Source organism: Vibrio agarivorans, assembly GCF_030409635.1.
GTDB lineage: Bacteria > Pseudomonadota > Gammaproteobacteria > Enterobacterales > Vibrionaceae > Vibrio > Vibrio agarivorans.
Genome location: NZ_JAUFQF010000004.1, coordinates 1,423,262 through 1,444,085 on the forward strand (window position 1 = coordinate 1,423,262; position 20,824 = coordinate 1,444,085).

A 20,824-nucleotide genomic window follows, 5' to 3' on the forward strand; every position below is an offset into this window, starting at 1 on the left:
CTATTTTCAGGAAGAGCTGCATGTACATGAGCACAGACGAGGTTCGTAACGCGTTCCTTAAGTTCTTTGAAAGCAAAGGACACCAAATCGTAGACAGTTCATCGTTGGTTCCACACAACGATCCAACCCTGCTATTTACTAACGCAGGTATGAACCAATTTAAAGATTGCTTCTTAGGCGCAGAAAAGCGCGCCTACACTCGAGCAACTACGGCTCAGCGTTGTGTACGTGCGGGTGGTAAACACAATGACCTTGAAAACGTAGGTTTTACAGCGCGTCACCACACATTCTTTGAAATGCTAGGTAACTTCAGCTTCGGCGATTACTTCAAAGAAGACGCAATTGCGTTTGCATGGGAGTTCCTGACTAAGACTCTTGGCCTACCAGAAGAGAAACTTCTGGTAACGGTCTACGAAACAGATGATGAAGCCTTCGAGATCTGGAACAAGAAAGTCGGTGTACCTGCTGACAAGATTGTTCGCATTGGTGATAAAGAAGGCGGCAAGAAGTTTGAATCTGATAACTTCTGGACAATGGGTGATACTGGTCCTTGCGGTCCATGTACTGAAATCTTCTATGATCACGGTGAGCACATCTGGGGCGGTCGTCCTGGCACTCCTGAAGAAGACGGTGACCGTTTCATCGAGATCTGGAACAACGTATTTATGCAGTTCAACCGTCATGCTGATGGCACGATGGAGCCATTACCTAAGCCTGCGGTTGATACAGGTATGGGTATCGAGCGTATCTCTGCAATCATGCAGGGTGTGCACTCAAACTACGAAATCGATGTATTCCAAAAGCTAATCAAAGCGACGGCTGAAGTTGTCGGTCACGATGATCTATCGAACCAGTCTTTGCGTGTTATTGCTGACCATATCCGTTCTTGTTCATTCCTGATCGCTGATGGTGTGATGCCGTCAAACGAAGGCCGTGGTTACGTTCTACGTCGTATTATTCGTCGCGCGGTTCGTCACGGTAACAAGCTTGGTGCGAAGGGTGTATTCTTCCACAAGCTAGTTGGTGTTCTTGCTGAAGTAATGGACTCTGCAGCAGACGAGCTTAAGAAACAGCAAGCCGTGGTTGAAAAAGTACTGCGTATCGAAGAAGAAAACTTTGGTCGCACACTAGAGCGTGGCATGGTTATTCTTAACGAAGCACTAGACGCACTTGAAGGTAAAGAGCTTGACGGTGAAACCGTATTTAAACTTTACGATACCTATGGCTTCCCAGCTGACTTAACCAACGATGTTGCACGTGAGCGTGACTTCACTATCGATGAAGAAGGCTTTGAGAAAGCGATGGAAGAGCAGCGTCAACGCGCTCGTGAAGCAGGCCAATTTGGTACTGATTACAACGCAACCATCAAGTCTGGTGTTGATTCTGAATTCTGTGGTTACACAGGAACAGAAGGGAAGAGCAGCGTTGCCGAAATCTTCGTTGAAGGTGAAGCCGCTGATTCTCTATCTGCTGGTGACAAAGCGATTATCATCCTTGGCGAAACGCCGTTCTACGCTGAATCAGGCGGCCAGTGTGGTGATGCGGGTGTGCTAAAAACTGACTCTGGTGTGTTCAAGGTTGAAGATACCCAGAAGCTAGGTAACGCAATTGCGCACCACGGTGTTCTAGCGGAAGGTGTTCTGGCTAAGGGTGACGAAGTAGAAGCTGTTGTGGATGCAGAGCGTCGCGCGACAATTTCTCTTAACCACTCAGCAACTCACCTACTGCACGCTGCACTGCGCAAGGTACTGGGCGAGCACGTGACTCAGAAAGGTTCTCTGGTTAAGCCTGAAAACCTACGTTTTGACTTCTCTCACTTAGAAGCTGTCACGCCAGCAGAGCTGAAAGAAGTTGAGCGTCTAGTCAACGCGCAAGTGCGTCGTAACCACGAAATCGAAACGAACGTTATGGATATCGAGTCTGCGAAGCAGAAAGGTGCCATGGCACTGTTCGGTGAGAAATACGACGACGAAGTTCGTGTTCTCTCTATGGGTGACTTCTCCACTGAACTGTGTGGTGGTATCCACGCTCATAATACTGGTGATATTGGTCTGTTTAAGATCACATCTGAAGGTGGTATCGCAGCAGGTATTCGTCGTATTGAAGCCGTTACAGCGGACGCAGCACTTGATGCAGTAGAAGCGGCTCAAGATAAGATGGAGCAGAAACTGGCTGAATCAGCGAAGAAAGCGAAGTCTCTTGAGAAAGAAATTCAACAACTGAAAGACAAGATGGCGGCAGCGGAAAGTGCCAACATCATGGGAAAAGTTGAAGAGATCGCTGGCGTTAAAGTTCTGGTTGCAGCACTTGAGGGTGCAGATAACAAGAACCTACGCACCATGGTTGATGATGCGAAAAACCGAGTGGGTAGTGGCGTTATCCTAATTGCAAATGTGGCGAACGATAAAGTTGGCTTGATTGCAGGCGTTACGAAAGATCTGACGGGCAAAGTGAAAGCGGGCGAGCTCGTTAACATGGTTGCACAGCAAGTCGGCGGTAAAGGCGGCGGTCGTCCAGACATGGCACAAGCTGGTGGTACCGATGTATCGACACTTCCTGAAGCGCTACAATCAGTGCGCGGTTGGTTAGAAGAACGTCTATAACGTACTACTTCAATAAAAATTGATGTAATAACTGTAACCAAGTGGTTTTCTTGGCGTATAATCCGCGCCGACAAACCACTTGGTTTTTTTATTTAATTTTATCAGGTCATTAATGGCTGATTTTTAGGCTATTCTTGGGTTGGTACTAAAGAGACAAATTGTCTCGGGAAGGTGAAGACTGGTGAAAAAATCCCTAATCGTGCAAAAGTTCGGTGGCACTTCGATGGGCTCAATTGAGAACATTCATATTGTCGCTGAACACATCATTAGAGCAAAAAATGATGGGAATCGAGTTGTCGTTGTGGTTTCCGCAATGTCGGGTGAGACAAACCGCCTTATGGGCCTAGCTCAGCAGGTAGATTGTGTGCCTAACGCAAGAGAACTCGATGTGTTGCTTTCCGCAGGAGAGCAGGTGTCAATGGCACTATTAGCAATGACGTTAAGTAAACTTGGGCACTCCGCACGTTCTCTTACTGGCGGTCAAGCTAACATCATTACTGATGGCCAACATAACGATGCCACGATAAAACACATTGATACGAGTAAAATTGAACAGCTACTCGATGATGAACAAATTATCATTGTCGCAGGCTTTCAAGGGATCAATGAAAATGGGGATATAACAACTCTTGGTCGAGGTGGTTCAGATACCAGTGCTGTCGCATTGGCTGGTGCACTAAAGGCTGATGAGTGCCAGATCTTTACTGATGTTGATGGCGTGTATAGCTGTGACCCTAGAGTCGTAAAGTCAGCACAACGTCTTGATGTTGTCGATTTTCCTTCGATGGAAGAAATGGCACGAAAAGGCGCAAAGGTGCTACATTTACCTTCAGTGCAGACAGCATGGCAAAAGCAAGTGCCTTTGCGTGTGTTGTCGACCTTCAACGTTAATCAGGGAAGTTTGATTAAAGGTGAAGAGTGCAAGCAAGCCGTGTGTGGTGTAGCTATTCAGCGGGGATTGACATTGGTTTCAGTTATTCCGGAATCAGTAGAAGCGATTCGCAAACACTGCATGATGTTAGGTGTCTCAGTATGGGATGTCGTCAATGAATCCTCTTTGTTACTAAAAGAGGACTGTTTAGCTAAGTTGCAACAGGTGTGTGAAGACAAGTTGTTAGGCTATCAATGCGTGAGTTTATTGACCGTTGTTGGTACTGCTGCCGAACAATTAGCCGAGCATACCTCGCAGTTATTGGCTCCTCAGGATATTGATGTAGTTCATGTTTCTATGGCTAAACAGTCAATGAGTTTGGTTATGTTACCAGATTGTATCGACAAAGCTGCAAACATACTGCATGATGCTTACATTACAACGGCGGAAGCCATGGATTTTCATCCGAAAAAGGCGTTTCTGGGGTAATAGGCGGTTTACCCGTCGTCAATTTTTGTTAGATAATTAAGCCTTATAGCTAAAGAGATGACTCAAGGAGCATAGAATGCTAATTTTGACTCGCCGTGTTGGCGAAACTCTAATGATCGGTGATGAAGTGACTGTGACTGTTTTGGGTGTTAAAGGTAACCAAGTACGTATTGGTGTTAACGCTCCGAAAGAAGTTTCTGTACACCGTGAAGAAATCTACATGCGAATTCAAGCTGAAAAAGGCAATGGCAACGTTGCTCCAAGCAGCTACTAATTAGCACAGGAAAAGTCAGCGATATGCTGGCTTTTTTGTTACTTGTGGCACATAAAAGTACAAATTTTGAATGCTTTGGTTAATTTGCCAACGGTTGTTCGATTTTTTCCAAATTTTGCCAAGAAAATGTTTGACTTATTTTTGGTAAATCGTAATATGTGCCTCCGCAAGACGGTGAGGTGGCCGAGAGGCTGAAGGCGCTCCCCTGCTAAGGGAGTATACGGTTTGTAGCCGTATCGAGGGTTCGAATCCCTCCTTCACCGCCATTCTTGCACTGCTTTCTTTTTAGCAAATTGAAACAAACAGCGCGTCCTTAGCTCAGCTGGATAGAGTACCTGGCTACGAACCAGGCGGTCGGAGGTTCGAATCCTCCAGGACGCGCCATATTCTCTTTATGAGTCTATGGACTTGTGGAGAATTGACGGTGAGGTGGCCGAGAGGCTGAAGGCGCTCCCCTGCTAAGGGAGTATACGGTTTGTAGCCGTATCGAGGGTTCGAATCCCTCCCTCACCGCCATTTTTACGCAAATGGATATTGACCTAGAGTCAATTTTTTTGTTTCAAAAGAAAGTTTATGTGACATGGTTCACACTGCGCGTCCTTAGCTCAGCTGGATAGAGTACCTGGCTACGAACCAGGCGGTCGGAGGTTCGAATCCTCCAGGACGCGCCACTCTTTAGGTCACAGACCTTGTATGGAACAGTATTGTTCGTTACTAAAATTATTGCGCGTCCTTAGCTCAGCTGGATAGAGTACCTGGCTACGAACCAGGCGGTCGGAGGTTCGAATCCTCCAGGACGCGCCACTCTTTAGGTCATTGACCTTGAATTGAACTACACTGTTCAATGCTAAAAACTTTGCGCGTCCTTAGCTCAGCTGGATAGAGTACCTGGCTACGAACCAGGCGGTCGGAGGTTCGAATCCTCCAGGACGCGCCACTCTTTAGGTCACAGACCTTGTATGGAACAGTATTGTTCGTTACTAAAATTATTGCGCGTCCTTAGCTCAGCTGGATAGAGTACCTGGCTACGAACCAGGCGGTCGGAGGTTCGAATCCTCCAGGACGCGCCACTCTTTAGGTCATAGACCTTGAATTGAACTTTATGGTTCAGTACTAAAAACTTTGCGCGTCCTTAGCTCAGCTGGATAGAGTACCTGGCTACGAACCAGGCGGTCGGAGGTTCGAATCCTCCAGGACGCGCCACTATTTAGGTCACAGACCTTGGATTGAACTTAATAGTTCAGTACTAAAAACTTTGTGCGTCCTTAGCTCAGCTGGATAGAGTACCTGGCTACGAACCAGGCGGTCGGAGGTTCGAATCCTCCAGGACGCGCCACTATTTAAAACCTCGCTTAATGCGAGGTTTTTTTATGCCTGTCATTCAGAACCTTTGTTTATTCCTAATCTCTTTACCCTTGAGCTGTGTCTGTTTCAAGACAATCGCAAAACTAAACTTTCGTTTAGGGAATGATCCATTCGTCTCATCTAATTGTTTAACACCTTACTTTTTCTTGAGGCATATCCGATGCTGCCTAATATATTTGTGAACCGATCGTTTAAGATTGCCACTCTGTTTCTCATCAGCTCTGCCGGTAGTATGAGTTGGGGGAGTGATGAGGCTCGGTTGCCAGGGCGTGCGCAAGACGTGACCGATGTGATTCAACGTTCAGGCATACTGACTCCTAAGGGAAAGTGGTCTTTTGATGCCTCAATGAGTTACACACAAAACTCAGCCAAAAAAGTGTCAGTAGTGGGTTATACGGTGTTACCCACTTTACTGATTGGGCTCATCGAAGTGAGTGATGCGGATAGAACTACATTAACTCTGGGGCTGACTACGCGCTATGGTTTAACCGATGCCACGGAAATTGAGCTTCGCTTACCCTATGTCTATCGTGATGACTCTGCATCTGCCCGTTTACTTGGTGATGGGGATGACGGTCAAAATGGTGCGCTAGGGGAGTTTGTTGACACCAGTGTGGATGGTGGTGGGCTAGGGGATATAGAGCTAGCAGTGCGCCATCAGTTTAATTTTAACTCAACACCCTACTGGATAGGTGGGTTGCGAGTTAAGTCGAATACTGGTAAGTCTCCTTATGATGTCTCTATTGGTGATAATGGCGCGTTTACTGAGGCCCCAACGGGTTCAGGGTTTTGGAGTGTAGAGCCAAGTTTATCGATGATCTACCCGACTGCGCCTGCAGTTTTGTTCGCTAACGTCGGCTATATCTACAACTTTGAAGATGATGTCACTGTCTCAGGTGAAAAGGTAAAAGTTGGGCTAGGAGATACCATTTCTGTTGGGGCGGGGATAGGGTTTGCGATTAACCCAGAGCTTTCTTTTAATCTGGGCTGGAGCCACAAAACCATTTTGAAAAGTGAGTTAAACGGCAGTACAACAGAAAATGCCAAGGCGCTCCAACTTGATTATTTCAATTTTGGTTTTAACTATGCCTATAGTCCGCGTTCGTCGATCAATATCAGTGCGCAAGCAGGGTTGACCGAAGATGCTCCTGATTTTCAACTGACACTGCGAGTGCCATTCAACTTTTAACCTTCAAACTGCTTCGTAGTGGTTTGTATGCTTAGATTGATTAATGAAAATGACTCATCAGAGCATCATTGAGTTGCTGTGTTGCTTTGATCTGTTCAATCGCTTGGCTTGCTTGTGCCTCAATATCGATGACGGTGCTAAGCCCAAGGATGCTGTTATCCGTTGTATTTTGAATGATATTGATGACACCAGTGCCCAACGTGGTGCTATCTGTAATACCAGAGGCGCTTGGGTGCTCTTGTGTCAACGATACGTGATTACCACTGCCTGATTGAATGATATTGACGAGGCTCGTTGGACTATTGCCTTCAATCGCAATCAACACCCCGTTTCGTATCGTAAGATCAGCAATGTGGGTTGTGAAAATATGCGCACCGTTGATCGCGCTAGTGATGCTTAACCCAATATTGATGGTGTATTCTGGTGAAAGTTGAAAACCGCCTCGGTAGCTCGCCAACTGTTGCTCGCTGAGTGTTGGGCTATCTAACTCTAATTCTGAAGCGTGAGTTAGGGAGCAATAAAGCAAGCTAACAAACAGCAGTGTATGTATTCTCATGCTGGCCTTCCTTGACGAGTCTTGGCTATCCTAGTTTTCACCATAACTAGGTAGCGTGAGAGTAAAAATACCTAACGAATCTCGGTTGATTCCGCTCTTTAATGGTGAAGCAGTATAGATTGAAAAGTGGTTATCACTGACAAAGTTCTGCTTACCGACTTGAGCTTGGTTTTTTATCAGTAAGACAATGCCTTGGTAATAGGGTTGAAACTGCTCGATAGGCATCACCAGCGTGCCTCGAGAAGGATCTCCGAGTATTACCGAGTGATCGTTGATACCCTTTATTACGACAAAGTGCATATAGCCATCAAAGTTCACCAAAGTGATGGCTGGTACACCAACGCTTTTCAATTTTGTTAGTTCGATTTGAAAACCATCGGCGTTGAGTCCTTGGTGATGCAGATAGCTTTTCATATCCAGCAGAGAAAACCCTTTTTCTTTGATTATCTGTTTGTCTCCGGCTTGATACATCGCATTAAAGGCTTCTTCTTCACTAGTGGGTTTGTCATAGTGATAGGTCAGCATTGTGGCAAGCGCAGCCGACCCGCAACTGAAGTCGTAGATTTGACGAAACACATCACCAAACACCATCTCCTTATAGCTTTTAATCGGAACAGAGTAGTGCGCTCGGTGAGATAAAAACTCTAAAGCCCAGGCTGATGTCGAGAACATCAGCACCAGCCCGGTAAGAGTAAGAGATATCTTCATATCATTTACTTGAGTGTGAGTTACTTGAGTGTAAGGTTAACAACGGTCGAGTTCTGAATGAGAACGTTATTCCCTGTATTTTGAATAACGTTTGAGATTCCAGAACTGTCAGCGAAAACCCCAGGTGATAGTATGTTATTGCCGCTTACCGTGTTGGAGGCAACGTTGTCTGCTAATAAACCATCGATATCTGAAGTGGTGTGGAATAGGTCAAGCTCAATGTGTTGACCGCCTCGAGTGTTGTTCAGATCGTCTAGGCTAATTTCGTCAGACAACGTAATCTCTTCTGCATGCGCAGAAATAGCAACCATCGTACTTAGTGCACAAAGTGCTATACGCATAGGGAGCTCCTAACTCGCTATTCTGTGAACAGCGATGCGTTGGTGGCAACAGATTGTTGAACTAAAGAGTTTGCCCCCGCATTTTGCGCCACAGTTGTAATACCCGCCGCATTGTTGAAGCCGCCAAGGTTATTGACATTTTCCACTCTGAGTACGTAGTCTTCATCGCTTGAATCATAATTCACGCTTGTTGAGTAGACTTGTCCCATGAGATTGGAGCTTGCCACAACCATTTCAACATCCATCTCAATCGTGTTGTAACTGTCGCTGGTGTTTTCAGTATTTTGACTATTGGTTAGGCTATTATCGGTGTTCTGACTGTCATTCAGACTGTTGTCAGTATCGATATCAGAGTTTTGACTATTGGCTAGACTGTTATCGGTGTTTTGACTATCAGTCAAACTGTTGTCCGTGTTGGTTGCAGTCTCTGTCGTGGTGTCATTGTCATAACTTGAGTTTGTCTCCGTTGCGGAGTTTTGGCTATTAGCCAAGCTGTTATCCGTTGATGTGTCATTATCATAGCTGGTTTCAGTTGCTGAGTTGTGGCTATTGGCATGACTGTTGTCGGTGCTAGTCGACGTATCGTTGTCATAGCTTGTGTCAGTGGCTGAGTTTTGACTATTAGCAAGGCTGTTGTCGGTGTTGGTCGACGTATCGTTGTCGTAGCTGGTATCAGTTGTTGAGTTTTGACTATTAGCAAGGCTGTTGTCGGTGTTGGTCGACGTGTCATTGTCATAGCTTGTGTCAGTGGCTGAGTTTTGGCTATTGGCAAGGCTGTTGTCGGTGTTGGTCGACGTGTCGTTGTCATAGCTTGTGTCAGTGGCTGAGTTCTGACTGTTGGCTAGGCTGTTATCAGTGTTAGTTGCGGTGTCATTGTCGTAACTTGAGTTAGTTTCTGACATTGAGTTATGACTATCAGCCACACTTTGATCGGTGGTTGTCGATGTATCATTGTCATAGGTAGAACTCGTGCTCGAGTTTTGACTATCGGTTACCGTGCGTGTTGTCGTGTCATAACTGTCTACCGTATTTGCACTTTCTGCCCACTGACTGTTGCCACTACCGTCATCAACCTCATTCGTTGCATCTGGCCCAAATGCAAACGCACTTCCGCTCATAAGGATCGCTGACACAGCGATGGCAAGTCCTGTTTTGTGAAGAGTCATGTTGTTACTCCATTCTGTGATTTCCTAATAGTTACTGCACATACCTTCTTGTTGCTTCCAACTTGGTGGAAGCAGTTTGTAGTGTAGATAGATCGTCACCGAGTGAATTCTCATACCTGAGAAATGCCATTTCAGTGTAATAGGTTAGGGGGAAAACGAATCGCCACAATATGATTAATGTTCAATATAACAATGCCTTAAGCTCGATCATTGTCTGAAGTTTGTTTGGGGTATGAAGGTTGAAACGAAAAAAGGTTGAATAAGTAGGTTTTGACTTTGTAGCGATATACAACAAATGTTGAGAGATTGATTGGGAGCAATGAGAGGCTTTGAAGTAGCACTCTTAATAACAAGACCTTACAGCGAATAGGTATTAATTTTTGTATTTGTGCATGAGCCATGGGCGTACTTTCTTACCCAATCAGCAGGATATAGAGGCGCATGAAATCAGTCTTGAGTGCTATATTTTGTGTATCGATAAAATTATCAGCTCTTGTTTGGCCACACCGCTGTCGGCAAAGAGTGCTCAGTGTAACAACGTCAGTGAAGTGGTGAAGATGATGATAACAAGACACCTACTTTTACTTGCTGAAAGCAACTTGCAGTCGAGCCTGATTGCGAAACAGCTACAGCAACTCCCGAATATAGATGTGGGTTTATGTACCCCACAAGATGCCATATTTCGTAGCCATCAGATGCGCGTTGACTTGGTTTTTGTCGACTACGATTGCCTAAATGAGCCTGAGCTACAAAGCCGGCTGCCTGATTTTGATCTTTTTGGCTGGCCTTTGATGGTCCACAATGTGCCCACTGGTGCAGTTAAACAAGATCTATTACGCTGGAAGCTGCTAAAGGGCGTCTTACTTAAAAACGCATCGGTGAGCCATATGGCAGAAGGGGTAAAGTACATATTTTCAGGAGGGCTGTGGCTACCGCGCTCTTACCTTGAAGCCTTATTGCATCACTATCGACATTCGGATGCCGCGTTAGAGTGTCGGCACGAAGATCTGACCAGTCGCGAAAGGCAGATTTTAGAGCTGCTCTCTTGTGGCATTTCTAATCAACAGATTGCAACTCAGTTATATCTTTCAGAAAGCACGATCAAAAGTCACATTTACAAACTGTACAAAAAACTGGATGTTCATTCTCGACACGATGCGATTAAAGTTGCTCGGATCAACGGAACTCTTGTCACGTCCTAGTTTGCCTGCTTTGCGTCGAAGTGCTCTTATACCCAAAGCACAGATATACCTAAAGCGCTGCTATACTCAAAGCGTGTATTGTGCCAGTTACGTCATCAACACTGTGATTTTCCTCACGCCCTTTGTGTTGAATTTTAGAAGCCGAATCGCAGTTTTATTTTGTGCTTTCAATTAGCCTGTCTAGTAGTTAAACAATCGGTGAAGGTCGCTGTTTATCGCCAATTTGCATCAAGTATGTGAATTATTTGGTTTTTAGATGTTATTTTAGAAACAGCGACTAAACAAAATTGACAAAATTTCACCAGTCGAGATAATGCTAGGTCACTCATTTAGGGCGGGATGCCCCATAAGAGTGCAGTTGTCAGGATGACAAGAAAGGAAGCAACATGACTACTATTGGAAGCCAATTAATGGATGCGGCAACTCTCATGCTAACTGGGATGGCCGTTGTCTTTATATTTCTCACCATTCTCGTATATCTAGTGAAGTTGATGTCGAAGCTGGTGCCTGAAGAGGTACCGCCACAGGCGATCATTCCCACGACGAGTGCCCAAACTAATTCAACGCCAGCAGTAAGCCCAAGTGTGGTTGCTGCGATTTCTGCTGCGGTTCATCAATATCGCACAGCAACAGCGAAATAGATTTCAAGATTATATTTAAAAGGAGTTAATGAGCATGTCGAAGCCACTTTCGATTACCGATGTGGTGCTGCGTGATGCCCACCAATCGCTTTTTGCGACACGTATGCGCTTAGAAGATATGCTGCCTATCGCAGCAGAACTCGATAAGATCGGTTACTGGTCACTAGAAACTTGGGGTGGTGCAACGTTTGACTCGTGCATCCGTTTCTTGGGTGAAGACCCATGGGAGCGTTTGAGAGCACTAAAACAAGCGATGCCGGCAGATGCTACTGCGCGGTCAAAACCTCTTAGGCTATCGCCACTATGGTGACGACGTTGTAGAGAAGTTTGTTGAACGTGCGCATGCGAATGGTATGGATGTTTTCCGTATTTTTGATGCGATGAACGATGTGCGTAACTTCCAAACTGCGGTTAAAGCTGCTGTCGATGTTGGTGCGCATGCTCAAGGGACACTCTCTTATACAACGAGCCCTGTACACAACGCCGACACATGGGTTGACCTTGCCAAGCGTCTTGAAGACTTGGGTTGTCATTCTCTGTGTATCAAAGACATGTCTGGTCTGCTTAAGCCTTATGAGGCAGAAGAGCTTATCACGCGCATTAAAGCTTCTTGTGATGTGCCACTTGCACTACATAGCCATGCAACCACAGGTTTATCGACGGCTACCGCAGTCAAAGCTGTCGAGGCGGGGATCGATATTCTTGATACCGCTATCTCTTCTATGAGTTGCACTTATGGGCATACCCCAACAGAAACGGTTGTTGCGATGCTGCAAGGCACAGAGCGCGACACCAATTTGAAATTGGATCAACTTGAGCCTATCGCCAGCTATTTCCGCAAAGTTCGTAAGAAGTACGCGAAGTTTGAAGGTCAGCTGAAAGGCGTGGATTCACGTATTCTTATTGCACAAGTGCCTGGCGGCATGCTGACGAATATGGAAAGCCAGCTAAAAGAGCAAGGCGCAGCTGATCGTATCGATGAGGTACTTGAAGAGATCCCTCGCGTTCGTAAAGATCTGGGTTACATTCCATTGGTGACACCGACATCACAAATTGTCGGTACGCAAGCGGTGATTAACGTGTTGACGGGGGAGCGCTATAAGAGCATCACTAAAGAAACTGCGGGTGTCTTAAAAGGCGAATATGGTGCTGCGCCAGCAGAGCTTAATGCAGAACTTCAAGCCAAGGTGCTTGATGGTGGTGAGCCGATCACATGTCGCCCAGCGGATCTTATCGAAGACGAGTTGGATAACCTGACGACGGACTTGTTAGAAAAGGCGAAACAAGATGGTATTTCTCTTGCTGAAGACACGGCTGATGACGTTCTGACATACGCACTTTTCCCACAAGTTGGACTGAAATTCCTCAAGAACCGTCGCAACCCTGATGCGTTTGAGCCTGCGCCGACAGAGGCGGATGCCCAGCCTGCTCCAGCACCTCAAGCAGCTCCTGCTGCAGGTGGCATTGAAACTTACAGTGTTAAAGTAGATGGCCAGGTTTACGACGTTGAAGTGGGTCCGCAAGGCCAGTTGACGTCTGTTGCTCCATCGACCGCAAGCGCACCAGCCGCCGCTCCTGCAGCACAACCAGCAGCGAATGCCGAGGCTGTGCCAGCACCATTGGCAGGTAACATTTTTAAAGTGAATGTTCAGGCGGGTGCACAAGTGGCCGAGGGTGATGTACTGCTGATCCTGGAGGCGATGAAGATGGAAACAGAGGTCCGTGCGGCGCGAGGTGGCGTAGTGCAAGATCTCCATGTAAAAGAAGGCGATTCGGTAACTGTCGGCGCTCCTTTGCTTAGTTTATCGTAAGGGAGAATCATGGAAGGATTATTGATTCTCTGGTCTAGGACAGGGATAGCCAACTTTGAGTTTGGTCAGATATGCATGATCTTAGTCGGCTGTACGCTGCTGTTTCTTGCTATCCGTAAAGGTTTTGAGCCACTACTGCTACTGCCGATTGGTTTTGGCGCGGTGTTAGCGAATATTCCAAATGCGGGATTTACCGAACCGGGCGGCTTGCTCTACTACGTCTATTACATCGGTATTGAGTCTGGGGTTTTCCCGCTGTTGATCTTTATGGGTGTCGGCGCGATGACGGATTTTGGCGCGCTGATCGCGAATCCGAAAACCTTGTGGTTAGGGGCGGCAGCACAGTTCGGGATCTTTGCTACTCTGTTCGGGGCAATCTTACTCAACTATGTGCCGGGTATGGAGTTTTCCATGCAAGATGCCTCGTCGATTGCAATTATTGGTGGTGCAGACGGGCCAACAGCGATCTTCTTGGCCAGTAAGCTCTCTCCAGATCTTCTCGGTGCTATCGCGGTTGCGGCATACAGCTATATGGCTCTGGTTCCGATCATTCAGCCACCGATTATGAAAGCGCTGACTAATGAGGAAGAGCGTAAGATCAAAATGGCTCAACTACGTCATGTGAGCAAGGGTGAGAAGATCTTGTTCCCTATGGCGGTGTTGGTTATGACAATTCTGTTCCTGCCATCAGCTACGCCACTTGTCGGTATGTTCTGTTTGGGGAACCTGATGCGTGAAGCGGGGGTTGTGGATCGTTTATCAAAAACAGCGCAAAACGAGTTGATCAACATTGTAACGATCTTCTTGGGACTGGGGGTTGGCTCGAAGCTACAAGCAGAGCAGTTCTTGAACCTAGAAACGTTGGGTATTCTTGCCCTAGGTGCGGTTGCATTCAGTATTGGTACCGCTGCGGGTGTCCTAATGGCAAAATTGCTCAACAAGTTGTCGAAAGAAGACATCAACCCATTGATTGGTGCGGCAGGGGTTTCTGCTGTACCAATGGCAGCGCGAGTAGTGAACAAGGTGGGCTTAGATGCTAACCCGCAAAACTTCTTGTTGATGCATGCGATGGGACCAAACGTTGCAGGGGTTCTAGGCTCAGCGGTAGCCGCTGGTATTCTTCTTGCGCTTGTTGGGTAAAGTTGGTTAATACAAGCGTTGGTTAGTGTCATACATTGACCAATAAGTGAAGAAATATCAGTAAATTGTCAAACTTCGTAAACAAACCGTACAGCGTGATGGTTTTACGATATATTCCAAGGGGTGCTGAAATGCACCCCTTTTTTTGCTTTTCCCCCCACACTTTGGCACTTTTATTTCGCGAATGACTGATTTCTTCTCTACTTTATTTTCAGAGGTTGCTCTTTGGTTCTCTGATTCGGCACTTTGGGTGTTATTTATTACCGGCTTTTTGAGTGCGACCTTATTACCCGGTGGCTCTGAGGCTAGTTTGATTGCGACCTTATCTCTTGGAACTTATTCACCGACTTGGATCATTATCGTTGCCACTATCGGTAATACCTTAGGCGGTATGACAAACTATCTGATCGGGCTTTGGATCCCAAATCGAACTGAGTCTGAAAAACATGGTCATAAAGCCATAGCTTATTTAAAAAAATATGGATATTGGTCGCTGCTTTTTAGCTGGCTACCAGTGATTGGCGATCCTTTGTGTCTCGCTGCTGGTTGGTTGAGGATGAACTTTTGGTTATCCACGCTTTTAGTCCTAATCGGTAAAGCAGCACGTTATTGTGTTCTCACCGCACTTTTTTACGGTTTTTTCTAAGGGGAAACGATGCGAGTTTTTAAGAAACACACCATGTTGGTGGGTTTAGTGTCTGCCACGGCTTTGCTTGGGTGCAGCCAAACTGAGAAGGTAGCAATACCAACGTCTTCTCTACCGGGAGGAATAACCTTAGTGGAGGAGTCTCTGCCTTCTACTGATGGTAAAGATATTAAAATCCCTTATGCAAAATATCGCCTTAATAATGGCTTAACCGTTGTGTTATCACCGGATAATTCAGACCCACTAGTGCATGTCGATGTTACATATCACGTGGGATCCGCTCGTGAAGAGGTCGGTAAGTCAGGCTTCGCACATTTCTTTGAGCATATGATGTTCCAAGGGAGTCAGCATGTGGGTGATCAAGAGCATTTCCGCATTGTGACGGAGGCCGGAGGTTCCCTAAACGGGACGACAAACCGTGACCGCACAAACTATTACCAAACAGTACCGTCCAATCAGCTAGAAAAGATCTTATGGTTGGAAGCTGATCGTATGGGGTTCTTGCTAGAGGCGGTGTCGCAGCGCAAGTTTGAAATTCAACGCGATACCGTCAAAAACGAGCGCGCGCAAAATTATGACAACCGACCTTATGGCCTTATTTGGGAACGCATGGGTGAGGCGCTTTACCCAGAAGGTCACCCATATTCGTGGCAAACCATCGGCTATGTTGAAGATTTAGACCGTGTTGATGTCAATGACCTTAAAGCCTTTTTCTTGCGATGGTATGGCCCCAATAACGCAGTGATCACCATTGGTGGTGATATCGATAGTCAGAAGACCTTAGAGTGGATCAATAAGTACTTTGGTTCGATTCCGCAAGGGCCAGAGGTACAAGCTGCACCAAAGCAGCCAGTTACGCTTGAAGAGAAGCGTTTCATTACCTTAGAAGACCGTATCCAGCAGCCGATGTTAGTGCTCGGTTGGTCAACCGAATATCGAGGCTCAGAGCAGCAGGTGAACCTCGATATGCTCGCTAGCGCGCTAGGTAGTGGAGCCAACAGTGAGCTGTATCAGAAGCTCGTCAAAACGCGTAAAGCCGTTGATGCGGGTGCATTTCATGATTGTGGTGAACTTGCCTGTACCTTCTATGTCTACGCGATGGGAGCATCGGGTGAGCAAGGTCAGCTTGATGAGCTTTATTCTGAAGTCATGCAGGTGATGGATGACTTTGCTGATAAAGGGGTAGCAGAAGAGCGCTTAGAGCAAATCACAGGTCAAGCTGAAGCAAGCGCTGTATTTGCGCTGCAAAGTGTTCGCGGTAAAGTCTCTCAGCTTGCATCCAATGAAACCTTCTATCAGCAGCCAGACCGAATTCAGAGCGAGCTAGAAAAGATTCGTGCGGCTAATAAACAAGGCGTTGACCAAGCTTATCAATCATTTATCGCGAACAAGCCTTACGTTGCATTGAGTGTTGTGCCTAGAGGTCAAACTGATAAGGCGGTTAAACAAGCGACATTTACCACGCCACCACGAACGTTGCCGGAGTATACCAAGGTTGATGCAAGCACCTTAGATTATCGCACCGTTGAGGACAACTTTGATCGCAGTGTGATGCCTGAGGTGTCAGAAGGGGTGACAGCACAACTTCCGGATCTATATGACTTCTATTTTAATAACGGCATAGAAGTATTGGGTACAGCTAACAAGGAGACGCCAACAACCGCGATCCAGCTTTATATTCCTGCAGGTGAGCGCCAGGTGGCGCGTGGCAAAGAAGGGTTAGCGAGCTTGACCGCTTCGTTAGTTCAAGAGGGCAGCCAAGACCGCAGTCTTGAAGAGCTCAAGGCCGAACTTGATAAGCTCGGTAGTTCAATCTCAGTCTCTTCAGCAAGTTACTCAACCGTGGTGACGGTTTCTGCTCTGACGGCAAACTTAGAGCCAACACTGAATATTGTCAAAGAGGTACTGTTCACACCTGCGCTAGAGCAGGATGATTTTGACCGCCTCAAGCAGCAAATGATTGAGGGAGTGGTGTATCAGCAACAAAAACCTACTTGGCTAGCCTCACAAGCAACACGCCAAGTGCTGTATGGAGACTCGATTTTTGCACGCTCTAATGATGGCACGCTTGAGTCGATCGAGCGCCTAACGTTGGATGATGTAAAACAGTTCTTTACAACACACTACACACCGCATGGCACGCAAGCGGTTGTGGTTTCGGATCTGAGCGCTCGTGAAGTACGTTCTCAATTGAGCTTTTTACGTGAATGGCAGGGAGAGGCTTCACCACTGATTCAACCTGAAGTGCTGCCTAAGTTAGGTGAGCAAACGATTTATTTAGTTGATAAGCCGAACGCGCCACAAAGTATTGTCCGTTTTGTGCGTCAGGGGCTACCTTTTGATGCGACTGGAGAGGTCTATCGCACATCTTTAGCGAACTTTAACTTGGCGGGGAACTTTAACAGCCGCCTTAATCAGAACTTACGTGAAGACAAAGGCTATACCTATGGTGCGAGTGGGTATTTTGCGGCAAACCGGGAAGTGGGAGCCGTGGTCTTCAATGCGCAAGTTCGAGCAGACACGACGATTCCTTCTCTAGTTGAAATGCAAAAGGAGCTAGCAAACTACAGTGAAAATGGCATGACAGATCAAGAGCTTGAGTTTATGCGTTTAGCCGTAGGTCAGCAGGATGCTTTGAAGTATGAAACACCTTCGCAAAAGGCAGGGTTGCTCAGCTCAATTTTGATCTACGGTCTTGATGAAGATTATCTTAAGCAGCGCAATGAGATTGTCAGCACCGTCAGCAAGGATGAATTAAATGCCCTAGCTAAGAAGTGGTTTACCCCAAGTGACTACCAGATCATTGTGGTTGGAGATGCTGAAAATCTTAAGCCTCAGCTAGAAGCACTAAATATTCCCGTAGTCGAGCTTGAAATACTCCACTAAAATACCAATATACAAAACAATTATGCCTTCTCTACTATGCCTTATATCTACATGGTGGGAAGGCTCGTCCCGATTGCTGCCTTATCTCTATATCTGTATTTCGATATAAAGGCGCAAACCCAACAATAAGTGATTGTGTTTTGACTAATTTTGTTGCCCGCTTGGAGCGAATCACCCAGCACACCCAAGTATTCAATGACTACACTCGAGGTGTCGAGCGCGAAACCCTGCGCTATCAGGAAGATGGATCTTTAGCACAAAGCTCTCATCCCTCATCACTCGGTTCTGCCTATTCAAATCAGTGGATCACGACTGACTTTGCAGAGTCGTTGTTGGAGTTTATTACTCCTGTAAGCCATTCGGTTGATGATCTGATGGCTCAGCTAAAAGACGTTCATCATTTCACACAAACCAAGTTGAATGACGAGTCAATGTGGCCTCTATCGATGCCATGCTTTGTTTCCAGCGAAGACAACATCGAGTTGGCACAATATGGCACCTCTAACTCTGGACGTATGAAAACCTTGTATCGTGAAGGCTTGAAGCGCCGCTATGGCAGCTTGATGCAGATCATTTCGGGTGTGCACTTTAACTTCTCATTCCCTGAAACGTTTTGGGATGCTCTTTATGGTGAGCAGAGTGAACAAGAGCGTGAAGTGAGCAAGTCAGAGGCGTACTTTGGCGTGATTCGTAACTACTACCGATTTGGCTGGTTAATTCCTTACTTCTTTGGTGCGTCGCCAGCGTTGTGCTCTTCATTTATTCAGGGGCGTGACACCAAGCTGCCGTTTGAAAATATCGGTGAAACTCTATTCTTACCAAACGCAACGTCATTACGTCTGAGCGATTTGGGTTATACCAACAGCGCACAGAGTGTATTGCGTATTGGTTTTAATAGCCTAGAGCAGTACCTTGAAGGCTTAAACAAAGCGATAAAAACGCCATCGGAAGAGTTTGCTGAAATCGGAGTCAAAGTGGATGGTGAATACCGTCAGCTGAACAGTAATGTGCTGCAAATTGAAAACGAGCTTTATGCACCTATTCGTCCAAAGCGAGTGGCACGTAGTGGTGAGAAACCGTCAGAAGCTCTAGAGCGTGGTGGGGTCGAGTACATAGAAGTACGTTCATTGGACGTTAACCCGTTTAGCCCTGTCGGCATCGATGAAGATCAGGTTCGTTTCCTTGACCTGTTCCTAACTTGGACAGCGTTAACAGACTCTGACCCTATGGACGACTGTGAGTTGACGTGTTGGCGAGAGAACTGGAACAAGGTTATTACTGATGGTCGTAAAGTGGGTCTTGAGCTGACTATTGGCTGCCAAGGTGAGGTTCTAACGCTACAAGAGTGGGCTAAGCGAGTCTTTGTAGAGTTACGCCAAATTGCTGTGCAAATGGACAATGCGCAGGGCGGTACCGAATACCAGAAAGTGTGTGACAAGTTGTCTCAGTGGATTGATAACCCAGAGCTTACTATCTCGGGTCAGTTACTTGAGAAGACCAAGCAAGCTGGCGGTATTGGTGCGGTAGGTAAAGAGCTTGGCAAAGGGTTTAAGCAGACCCACTTGAGCCATAACTATCAGTTCTATTCGCAGCAAGAGATGGAAGCGGAAGTTGAACGCTCGATCAGTGCACAAAAGCAGACGGAAAATCAAGACACCTTAACATTTGATGAGTATCTTAATCAGTACTTTGACTATTTAAAATAAAAGGTTAGGGATGAAACGAACCACTGCGAGTAAGGGATTACTTAGCGTAGTCGCACTTACTGTTTTAGCAGGATGTGCGACGCCACCACCTTCAAATCAAAATAATATCTGTGAGATCTTTCGCGAACACTCGAGTTGGTATAAAGATGCAGTGAAAATGGAAGAGAAGTGGGGGACCCCGATAAACGTTGCTATGGCGTTTATGAAGCAAGAGAGTAGTTTTCGTCATGATGCAAGACCGCCTAAGAAGTACATTTTAGGTTTTATCCCATGGGGGCGCTCTAGCACAGCTTATGGTTACGCTCAGGCTCAAGACCCTGCTTGGTCTGACTTTCAATCTGCGACCAAACACGGTGGTTCTCGTACCAACTATGGCGACTCGATGATGTTTATTGGTTGGTACACGAGTGAGACACGCCGTCAGCTCGGTGTGTCATTATGGGACCCATATAATCAATACCTTGCCTATCATGAAGGCCGGGGTGGTTATAAGCGAAAAACCTATAGCTCTAAACCTTGGCTGATCAAGGTTGCGCGCAATGTTGAGCAACAAGCCAAAGACTATGGATGGCAACTCAAGCAGTGCCGAGATGAATTAGAGAGAGGCCGCCGCTGGTGGTTTTTCTAAACGAACAAACAATAGATTAGTGAGAGAAACAGGATGCCTTTACTAGATAGTTTTACCGTTGACCACACTCGCATGAATGCGCCAGCTGTGCGTGTTGCGAAAACCATGCAAACGCCAAAGGGTGATACGATTACCGTTTTTGACTTGCGCTTTACAGCTCCGAACAAAGATATCCTATCGGAAAAAGGGATCCATACTCTAGAGCACCTCTACGCGGGCTTTATGCGTGCGCACCTTAATGGTGATTCAGTAGAGATTATTGATATCTCTCCAATGGGATGCCGCACTGGCTTCTACATGAGCTTAATCGGCACGCCAACTGAGGCAGATGTTGCTGCTGCGTGGACAGCATCAATGCAGGATGTGTTGAAGGTAGAAAGCCAAAACAAGATCCCTGAGCTGAACGAATATCAGTGTGGTACTGCAGCGATGCATTCACTAGATGACGCAAAAGCTATTGCAACAGCAATTCTTGATGCTGGTATCAGTGTGAATAAGAATGATGAGTTGGCACTACCAGAGTCGATGCTCCAAGAGTTGAAGGTTGACTAATCTTCGCCATCTTGAATTGAAGACATTCGAATAGAAGAAAGTCAAACAGA

The 20,824-nt window shown here is 46.3% G+C and carries 16 protein-coding genes, 9 tRNA genes and 1 pseudogene; 22 read left to right on the plus strand and 4 right to left on the minus strand.

Annotation, left to right across the window (positions count from 1 at the left end; all coding sequences use genetic code 11):
* Nucleotides 1-20: 20 nt before the first annotated feature.
* The 13 genes from alaS (at nucleotide 21) to QWZ05_RS15190 (ending at nucleotide 6,791) form a co-directional block, all read left to right on the plus strand.
* A complete protein-coding gene (gene alaS, locus QWZ05_RS15130) occupies nucleotides 21-2,603 on the plus strand; it encodes an alanine--tRNA ligase (RefSeq protein ID WP_290299235.1) in 2,583 nt (860 codons plus the stop codon).
* A gap of 181 nt (nucleotides 2,604-2,784) precedes the next feature.
* The gene (locus QWZ05_RS15135; RefSeq protein WP_264877876.1) at nucleotides 2,785-3,963 is read left to right on the plus strand and encodes an aspartate kinase; all 1,179 of its coding nucleotides are present in this window, start codon (nucleotides 2,785-2,787) and stop codon (nucleotides 3,961-3,963) included.
* Nucleotides 3,964-4,039: 76 nt separating this feature from the next.
* Entirely contained in the window at nucleotides 4,040-4,237 is a 198-nt protein-coding gene (gene csrA, locus QWZ05_RS15140; RefSeq protein ID WP_164649151.1) for a carbon storage regulator CsrA, read from the plus strand.
* 173 nt (nucleotides 4,238-4,410) lie between these two features.
* A tRNA-Ser gene (locus tag QWZ05_RS15145) sits at nucleotides 4,411-4,503 on the plus strand.
* Nucleotides 4,504-4,544: 41 nt separating this feature from the next.
* Nucleotides 4,545-4,621 (plus strand) — tRNA-Arg (locus tag QWZ05_RS15150).
* A gap of 39 nt (nucleotides 4,622-4,660) precedes the next feature.
* A tRNA-Ser gene (locus QWZ05_RS15155) sits at nucleotides 4,661-4,753 on the plus strand.
* A 78-nt stretch (nucleotides 4,754-4,831) separates the two neighbouring features.
* A tRNA-Arg gene (locus tag QWZ05_RS15160) sits at nucleotides 4,832-4,908 on the plus strand.
* A gap of 56 nt (nucleotides 4,909-4,964) precedes the next feature.
* Nucleotides 4,965-5,041: transfer RNA gene (locus tag QWZ05_RS15165), tRNA-Arg, on the plus strand.
* Nucleotides 5,042-5,097: 56 nt separating this feature from the next.
* Nucleotides 5,098-5,174, plus strand: a tRNA-Arg gene (locus tag QWZ05_RS15170).
* Between the two features lie 56 nt (nucleotides 5,175-5,230).
* A tRNA-Arg gene (locus QWZ05_RS15175) sits at nucleotides 5,231-5,307 on the plus strand.
* 56 nt (nucleotides 5,308-5,363) lie between these two features.
* A tRNA-Arg gene (locus QWZ05_RS15180) sits at nucleotides 5,364-5,440 on the plus strand.
* Between the two features lie 56 nt (nucleotides 5,441-5,496).
* A tRNA-Arg gene (locus QWZ05_RS15185) sits at nucleotides 5,497-5,573 on the plus strand.
* 261 nt (nucleotides 5,574-5,834) lie between these two features.
* On the plus strand, nucleotides 5,835-6,791 hold the full coding sequence (locus QWZ05_RS15190; protein ID WP_290300805.1) for a transporter: 957 nt from the start codon (nucleotides 5,835-5,837) through the stop codon (nucleotides 6,789-6,791).
* Nucleotides 6,792-6,831: 40 nt separating this feature from the next.
* Here QWZ05_RS15190 and QWZ05_RS15195 read toward each other — a convergent pair whose 3' ends face one another.
* The 4 genes from QWZ05_RS15195 to QWZ05_RS15210 are packed head-to-tail and all read right to left on the minus strand — an operon-like array spanning nucleotide 6,832 to nucleotide 9,562.
* Nucleotides 6,832-7,347: a hypothetical protein gene (locus QWZ05_RS15195; RefSeq protein ID WP_290299236.1), complete on the minus strand. Its 516-nt coding sequence runs from the start codon at nucleotides 7,345-7,347 to the stop codon at nucleotides 6,832-6,834.
* 30 nt (nucleotides 7,348-7,377) lie between these two features.
* Nucleotides 7,378-8,055, minus strand: coding sequence for a C39 family peptidase (locus tag QWZ05_RS15200; protein WP_264877878.1), 678 nt, complete (start codon nucleotides 8,053-8,055; stop codon nucleotides 7,378-7,380).
* 20 nt (nucleotides 8,056-8,075) lie between these two features.
* Nucleotides 8,076-8,396 carry a carbon storage regulator gene (locus tag QWZ05_RS15205; RefSeq protein ID WP_290299238.1) on the minus strand — a complete coding sequence of 107 codons (321 nt, stop codon included), beginning with the start codon at nucleotides 8,394-8,396 and terminating at the stop codon, nucleotides 8,076-8,078.
* Between the two features lie 17 nt (nucleotides 8,397-8,413).
* Nucleotides 8,414-9,562, minus strand: a complete 1,149-nt coding sequence (locus tag QWZ05_RS15210; RefSeq protein WP_290299239.1) for a dentin sialophosphoprotein — start codon at nucleotides 9,560-9,562, stop codon at nucleotides 8,414-8,416.
* Between the two features lie 392 nt (nucleotides 9,563-9,954).
* On the opposite strand from QWZ05_RS15210, the gene QWZ05_RS15215 reads away from it, so the two are divergent.
* The 9 genes and pseudogenes from QWZ05_RS15215 (at nucleotide 9,955) to luxS (ending at nucleotide 20,774) form a co-directional block, all read left to right on the plus strand.
* A complete protein-coding gene (locus QWZ05_RS15215) occupies nucleotides 9,955-10,764 on the plus strand; it encodes a helix-turn-helix transcriptional regulator (RefSeq protein WP_290299240.1) in 810 nt (269 codons plus the stop codon).
* 386 nt (nucleotides 10,765-11,150) lie between these two features.
* Nucleotides 11,151-11,405: an oxaloacetate decarboxylase subunit gamma gene (locus QWZ05_RS15220; protein WP_264877883.1), complete on the plus strand. Its 255-nt coding sequence runs from the start codon at nucleotides 11,151-11,153 to the stop codon at nucleotides 11,403-11,405.
* A gap of 34 nt (nucleotides 11,406-11,439) precedes the next feature.
* Nucleotides 11,440-13,216 (plus strand): annotated as a pseudogene (gene oadA / locus QWZ05_RS15225) (sodium-extruding oxaloacetate decarboxylase subunit alpha).
* A 9-nt stretch (nucleotides 13,217-13,225) separates the two neighbouring features.
* Nucleotides 13,226-14,356 (plus strand): sodium ion-translocating decarboxylase subunit beta, encoded by a 1,131-nt coding sequence (locus QWZ05_RS15230; RefSeq protein ID WP_264877885.1) that lies wholly within the window; start codon nucleotides 13,226-13,228, stop codon nucleotides 14,354-14,356.
* 184 nt (nucleotides 14,357-14,540) lie between these two features.
* Nucleotides 14,541-15,002, plus strand: a complete 462-nt coding sequence (locus QWZ05_RS15235) for a YqaA family protein (protein ID WP_290299241.1) — start codon at nucleotides 14,541-14,543, stop codon at nucleotides 15,000-15,002.
* A gap of 33 nt (nucleotides 15,003-15,035) precedes the next feature.
* Nucleotides 15,036-17,888 carry a M16 family metallopeptidase gene (locus QWZ05_RS15240; protein WP_290300807.1) on the plus strand — a complete coding sequence of 951 codons (2,853 nt, stop codon included), beginning with the start codon at nucleotides 15,036-15,038 and terminating at the stop codon, nucleotides 17,886-17,888.
* A gap of 140 nt (nucleotides 17,889-18,028) precedes the next feature.
* The gene (gene gshA / locus QWZ05_RS15245) at nucleotides 18,029-19,594 is read left to right on the plus strand and encodes a glutamate--cysteine ligase (RefSeq protein WP_290299242.1); all 1,566 of its coding nucleotides are present in this window, start codon (nucleotides 18,029-18,031) and stop codon (nucleotides 19,592-19,594) included.
* 10 nt (nucleotides 19,595-19,604) lie between these two features.
* Entirely contained in the window at nucleotides 19,605-20,222 is a 618-nt protein-coding gene (locus tag QWZ05_RS15250) for a transglycosylase SLT domain-containing protein (RefSeq protein WP_264877888.1), read from the plus strand.
* Between the two features lie 33 nt (nucleotides 20,223-20,255).
* Entirely contained in the window at nucleotides 20,256-20,774 is a 519-nt protein-coding gene (luxS, locus tag QWZ05_RS15255; protein ID WP_264877889.1) for an S-ribosylhomocysteine lyase, read from the plus strand.
* The last annotated feature ends 50 nt before the right edge of the window (nucleotides 20,775-20,824 follow it).

What these genes read in the sequence shown, in the direction of transcription:
- alaS (WP_290299235.1), top strand. Translation starts at nt 21, where the DNA reads ATGTACATGAGCACAGACGAGGTTCGTAACGCGTTCCTTAAGTTCTTT.
- csrA (WP_164649151.1), top strand. Translation starts at nt 4,040, where the DNA reads ATGCTAATTTTGACTCGCCGTGTTGGCGAAACTCTAATGATCGGTGAT.
- QWZ05_RS15190 (WP_290300805.1), top strand. Translation starts at nt 5,835, where the DNA reads ATGAGTTGGGGGAGTGATGAGGCTCGGTTGCCAGGGCGTGCGCAAGAC.
- QWZ05_RS15195 (WP_290299236.1), bottom strand. Translation starts at nt 7,347, where the DNA reads ATGAGAATACATACACTGCTGTTTGTTAGCTTGCTTTATTGCTCCCTA.
- QWZ05_RS15200 (WP_264877878.1), bottom strand. Translation starts at nt 8,055, where the DNA reads ATGAAGATATCTCTTACTCTTACCGGGCTGGTGCTGATGTTCTCGACA.
- QWZ05_RS15205 (WP_290299238.1), bottom strand. Translation starts at nt 8,396, where the DNA reads ATGCGTATAGCACTTTGTGCACTAAGTACGATGGTTGCTATTTCTGCG.
- QWZ05_RS15210 (WP_290299239.1), bottom strand. Translation starts at nt 9,562, where the DNA reads ATGACTCTTCACAAAACAGGACTTGCCATCGCTGTGTCAGCGATCCTT.
- QWZ05_RS15215 (WP_290299240.1), top strand. Translation starts at nt 9,955, where the DNA reads ATGAGCCATGGGCGTACTTTCTTACCCAATCAGCAGGATATAGAGGCG.
- QWZ05_RS15220 (WP_264877883.1), top strand. Translation starts at nt 11,151, where the DNA reads ATGACTACTATTGGAAGCCAATTAATGGATGCGGCAACTCTCATGCTA.
- QWZ05_RS15230 (WP_264877885.1), top strand. Translation starts at nt 13,226, where the DNA reads ATGGAAGGATTATTGATTCTCTGGTCTAGGACAGGGATAGCCAACTTT.
- QWZ05_RS15235 (WP_290299241.1), top strand. Translation starts at nt 14,541, where the DNA reads ATGACTGATTTCTTCTCTACTTTATTTTCAGAGGTTGCTCTTTGGTTC.
- QWZ05_RS15240 (WP_290300807.1), top strand. Translation starts at nt 15,036, where the DNA reads ATGTTGGTGGGTTTAGTGTCTGCCACGGCTTTGCTTGGGTGCAGCCAA.
- QWZ05_RS15250 (WP_264877888.1), top strand. Translation starts at nt 19,605, where the DNA reads ATGAAACGAACCACTGCGAGTAAGGGATTACTTAGCGTAGTCGCACTT.
- luxS (WP_264877889.1), top strand. Translation starts at nt 20,256, where the DNA reads ATGCCTTTACTAGATAGTTTTACCGTTGACCACACTCGCATGAATGCG.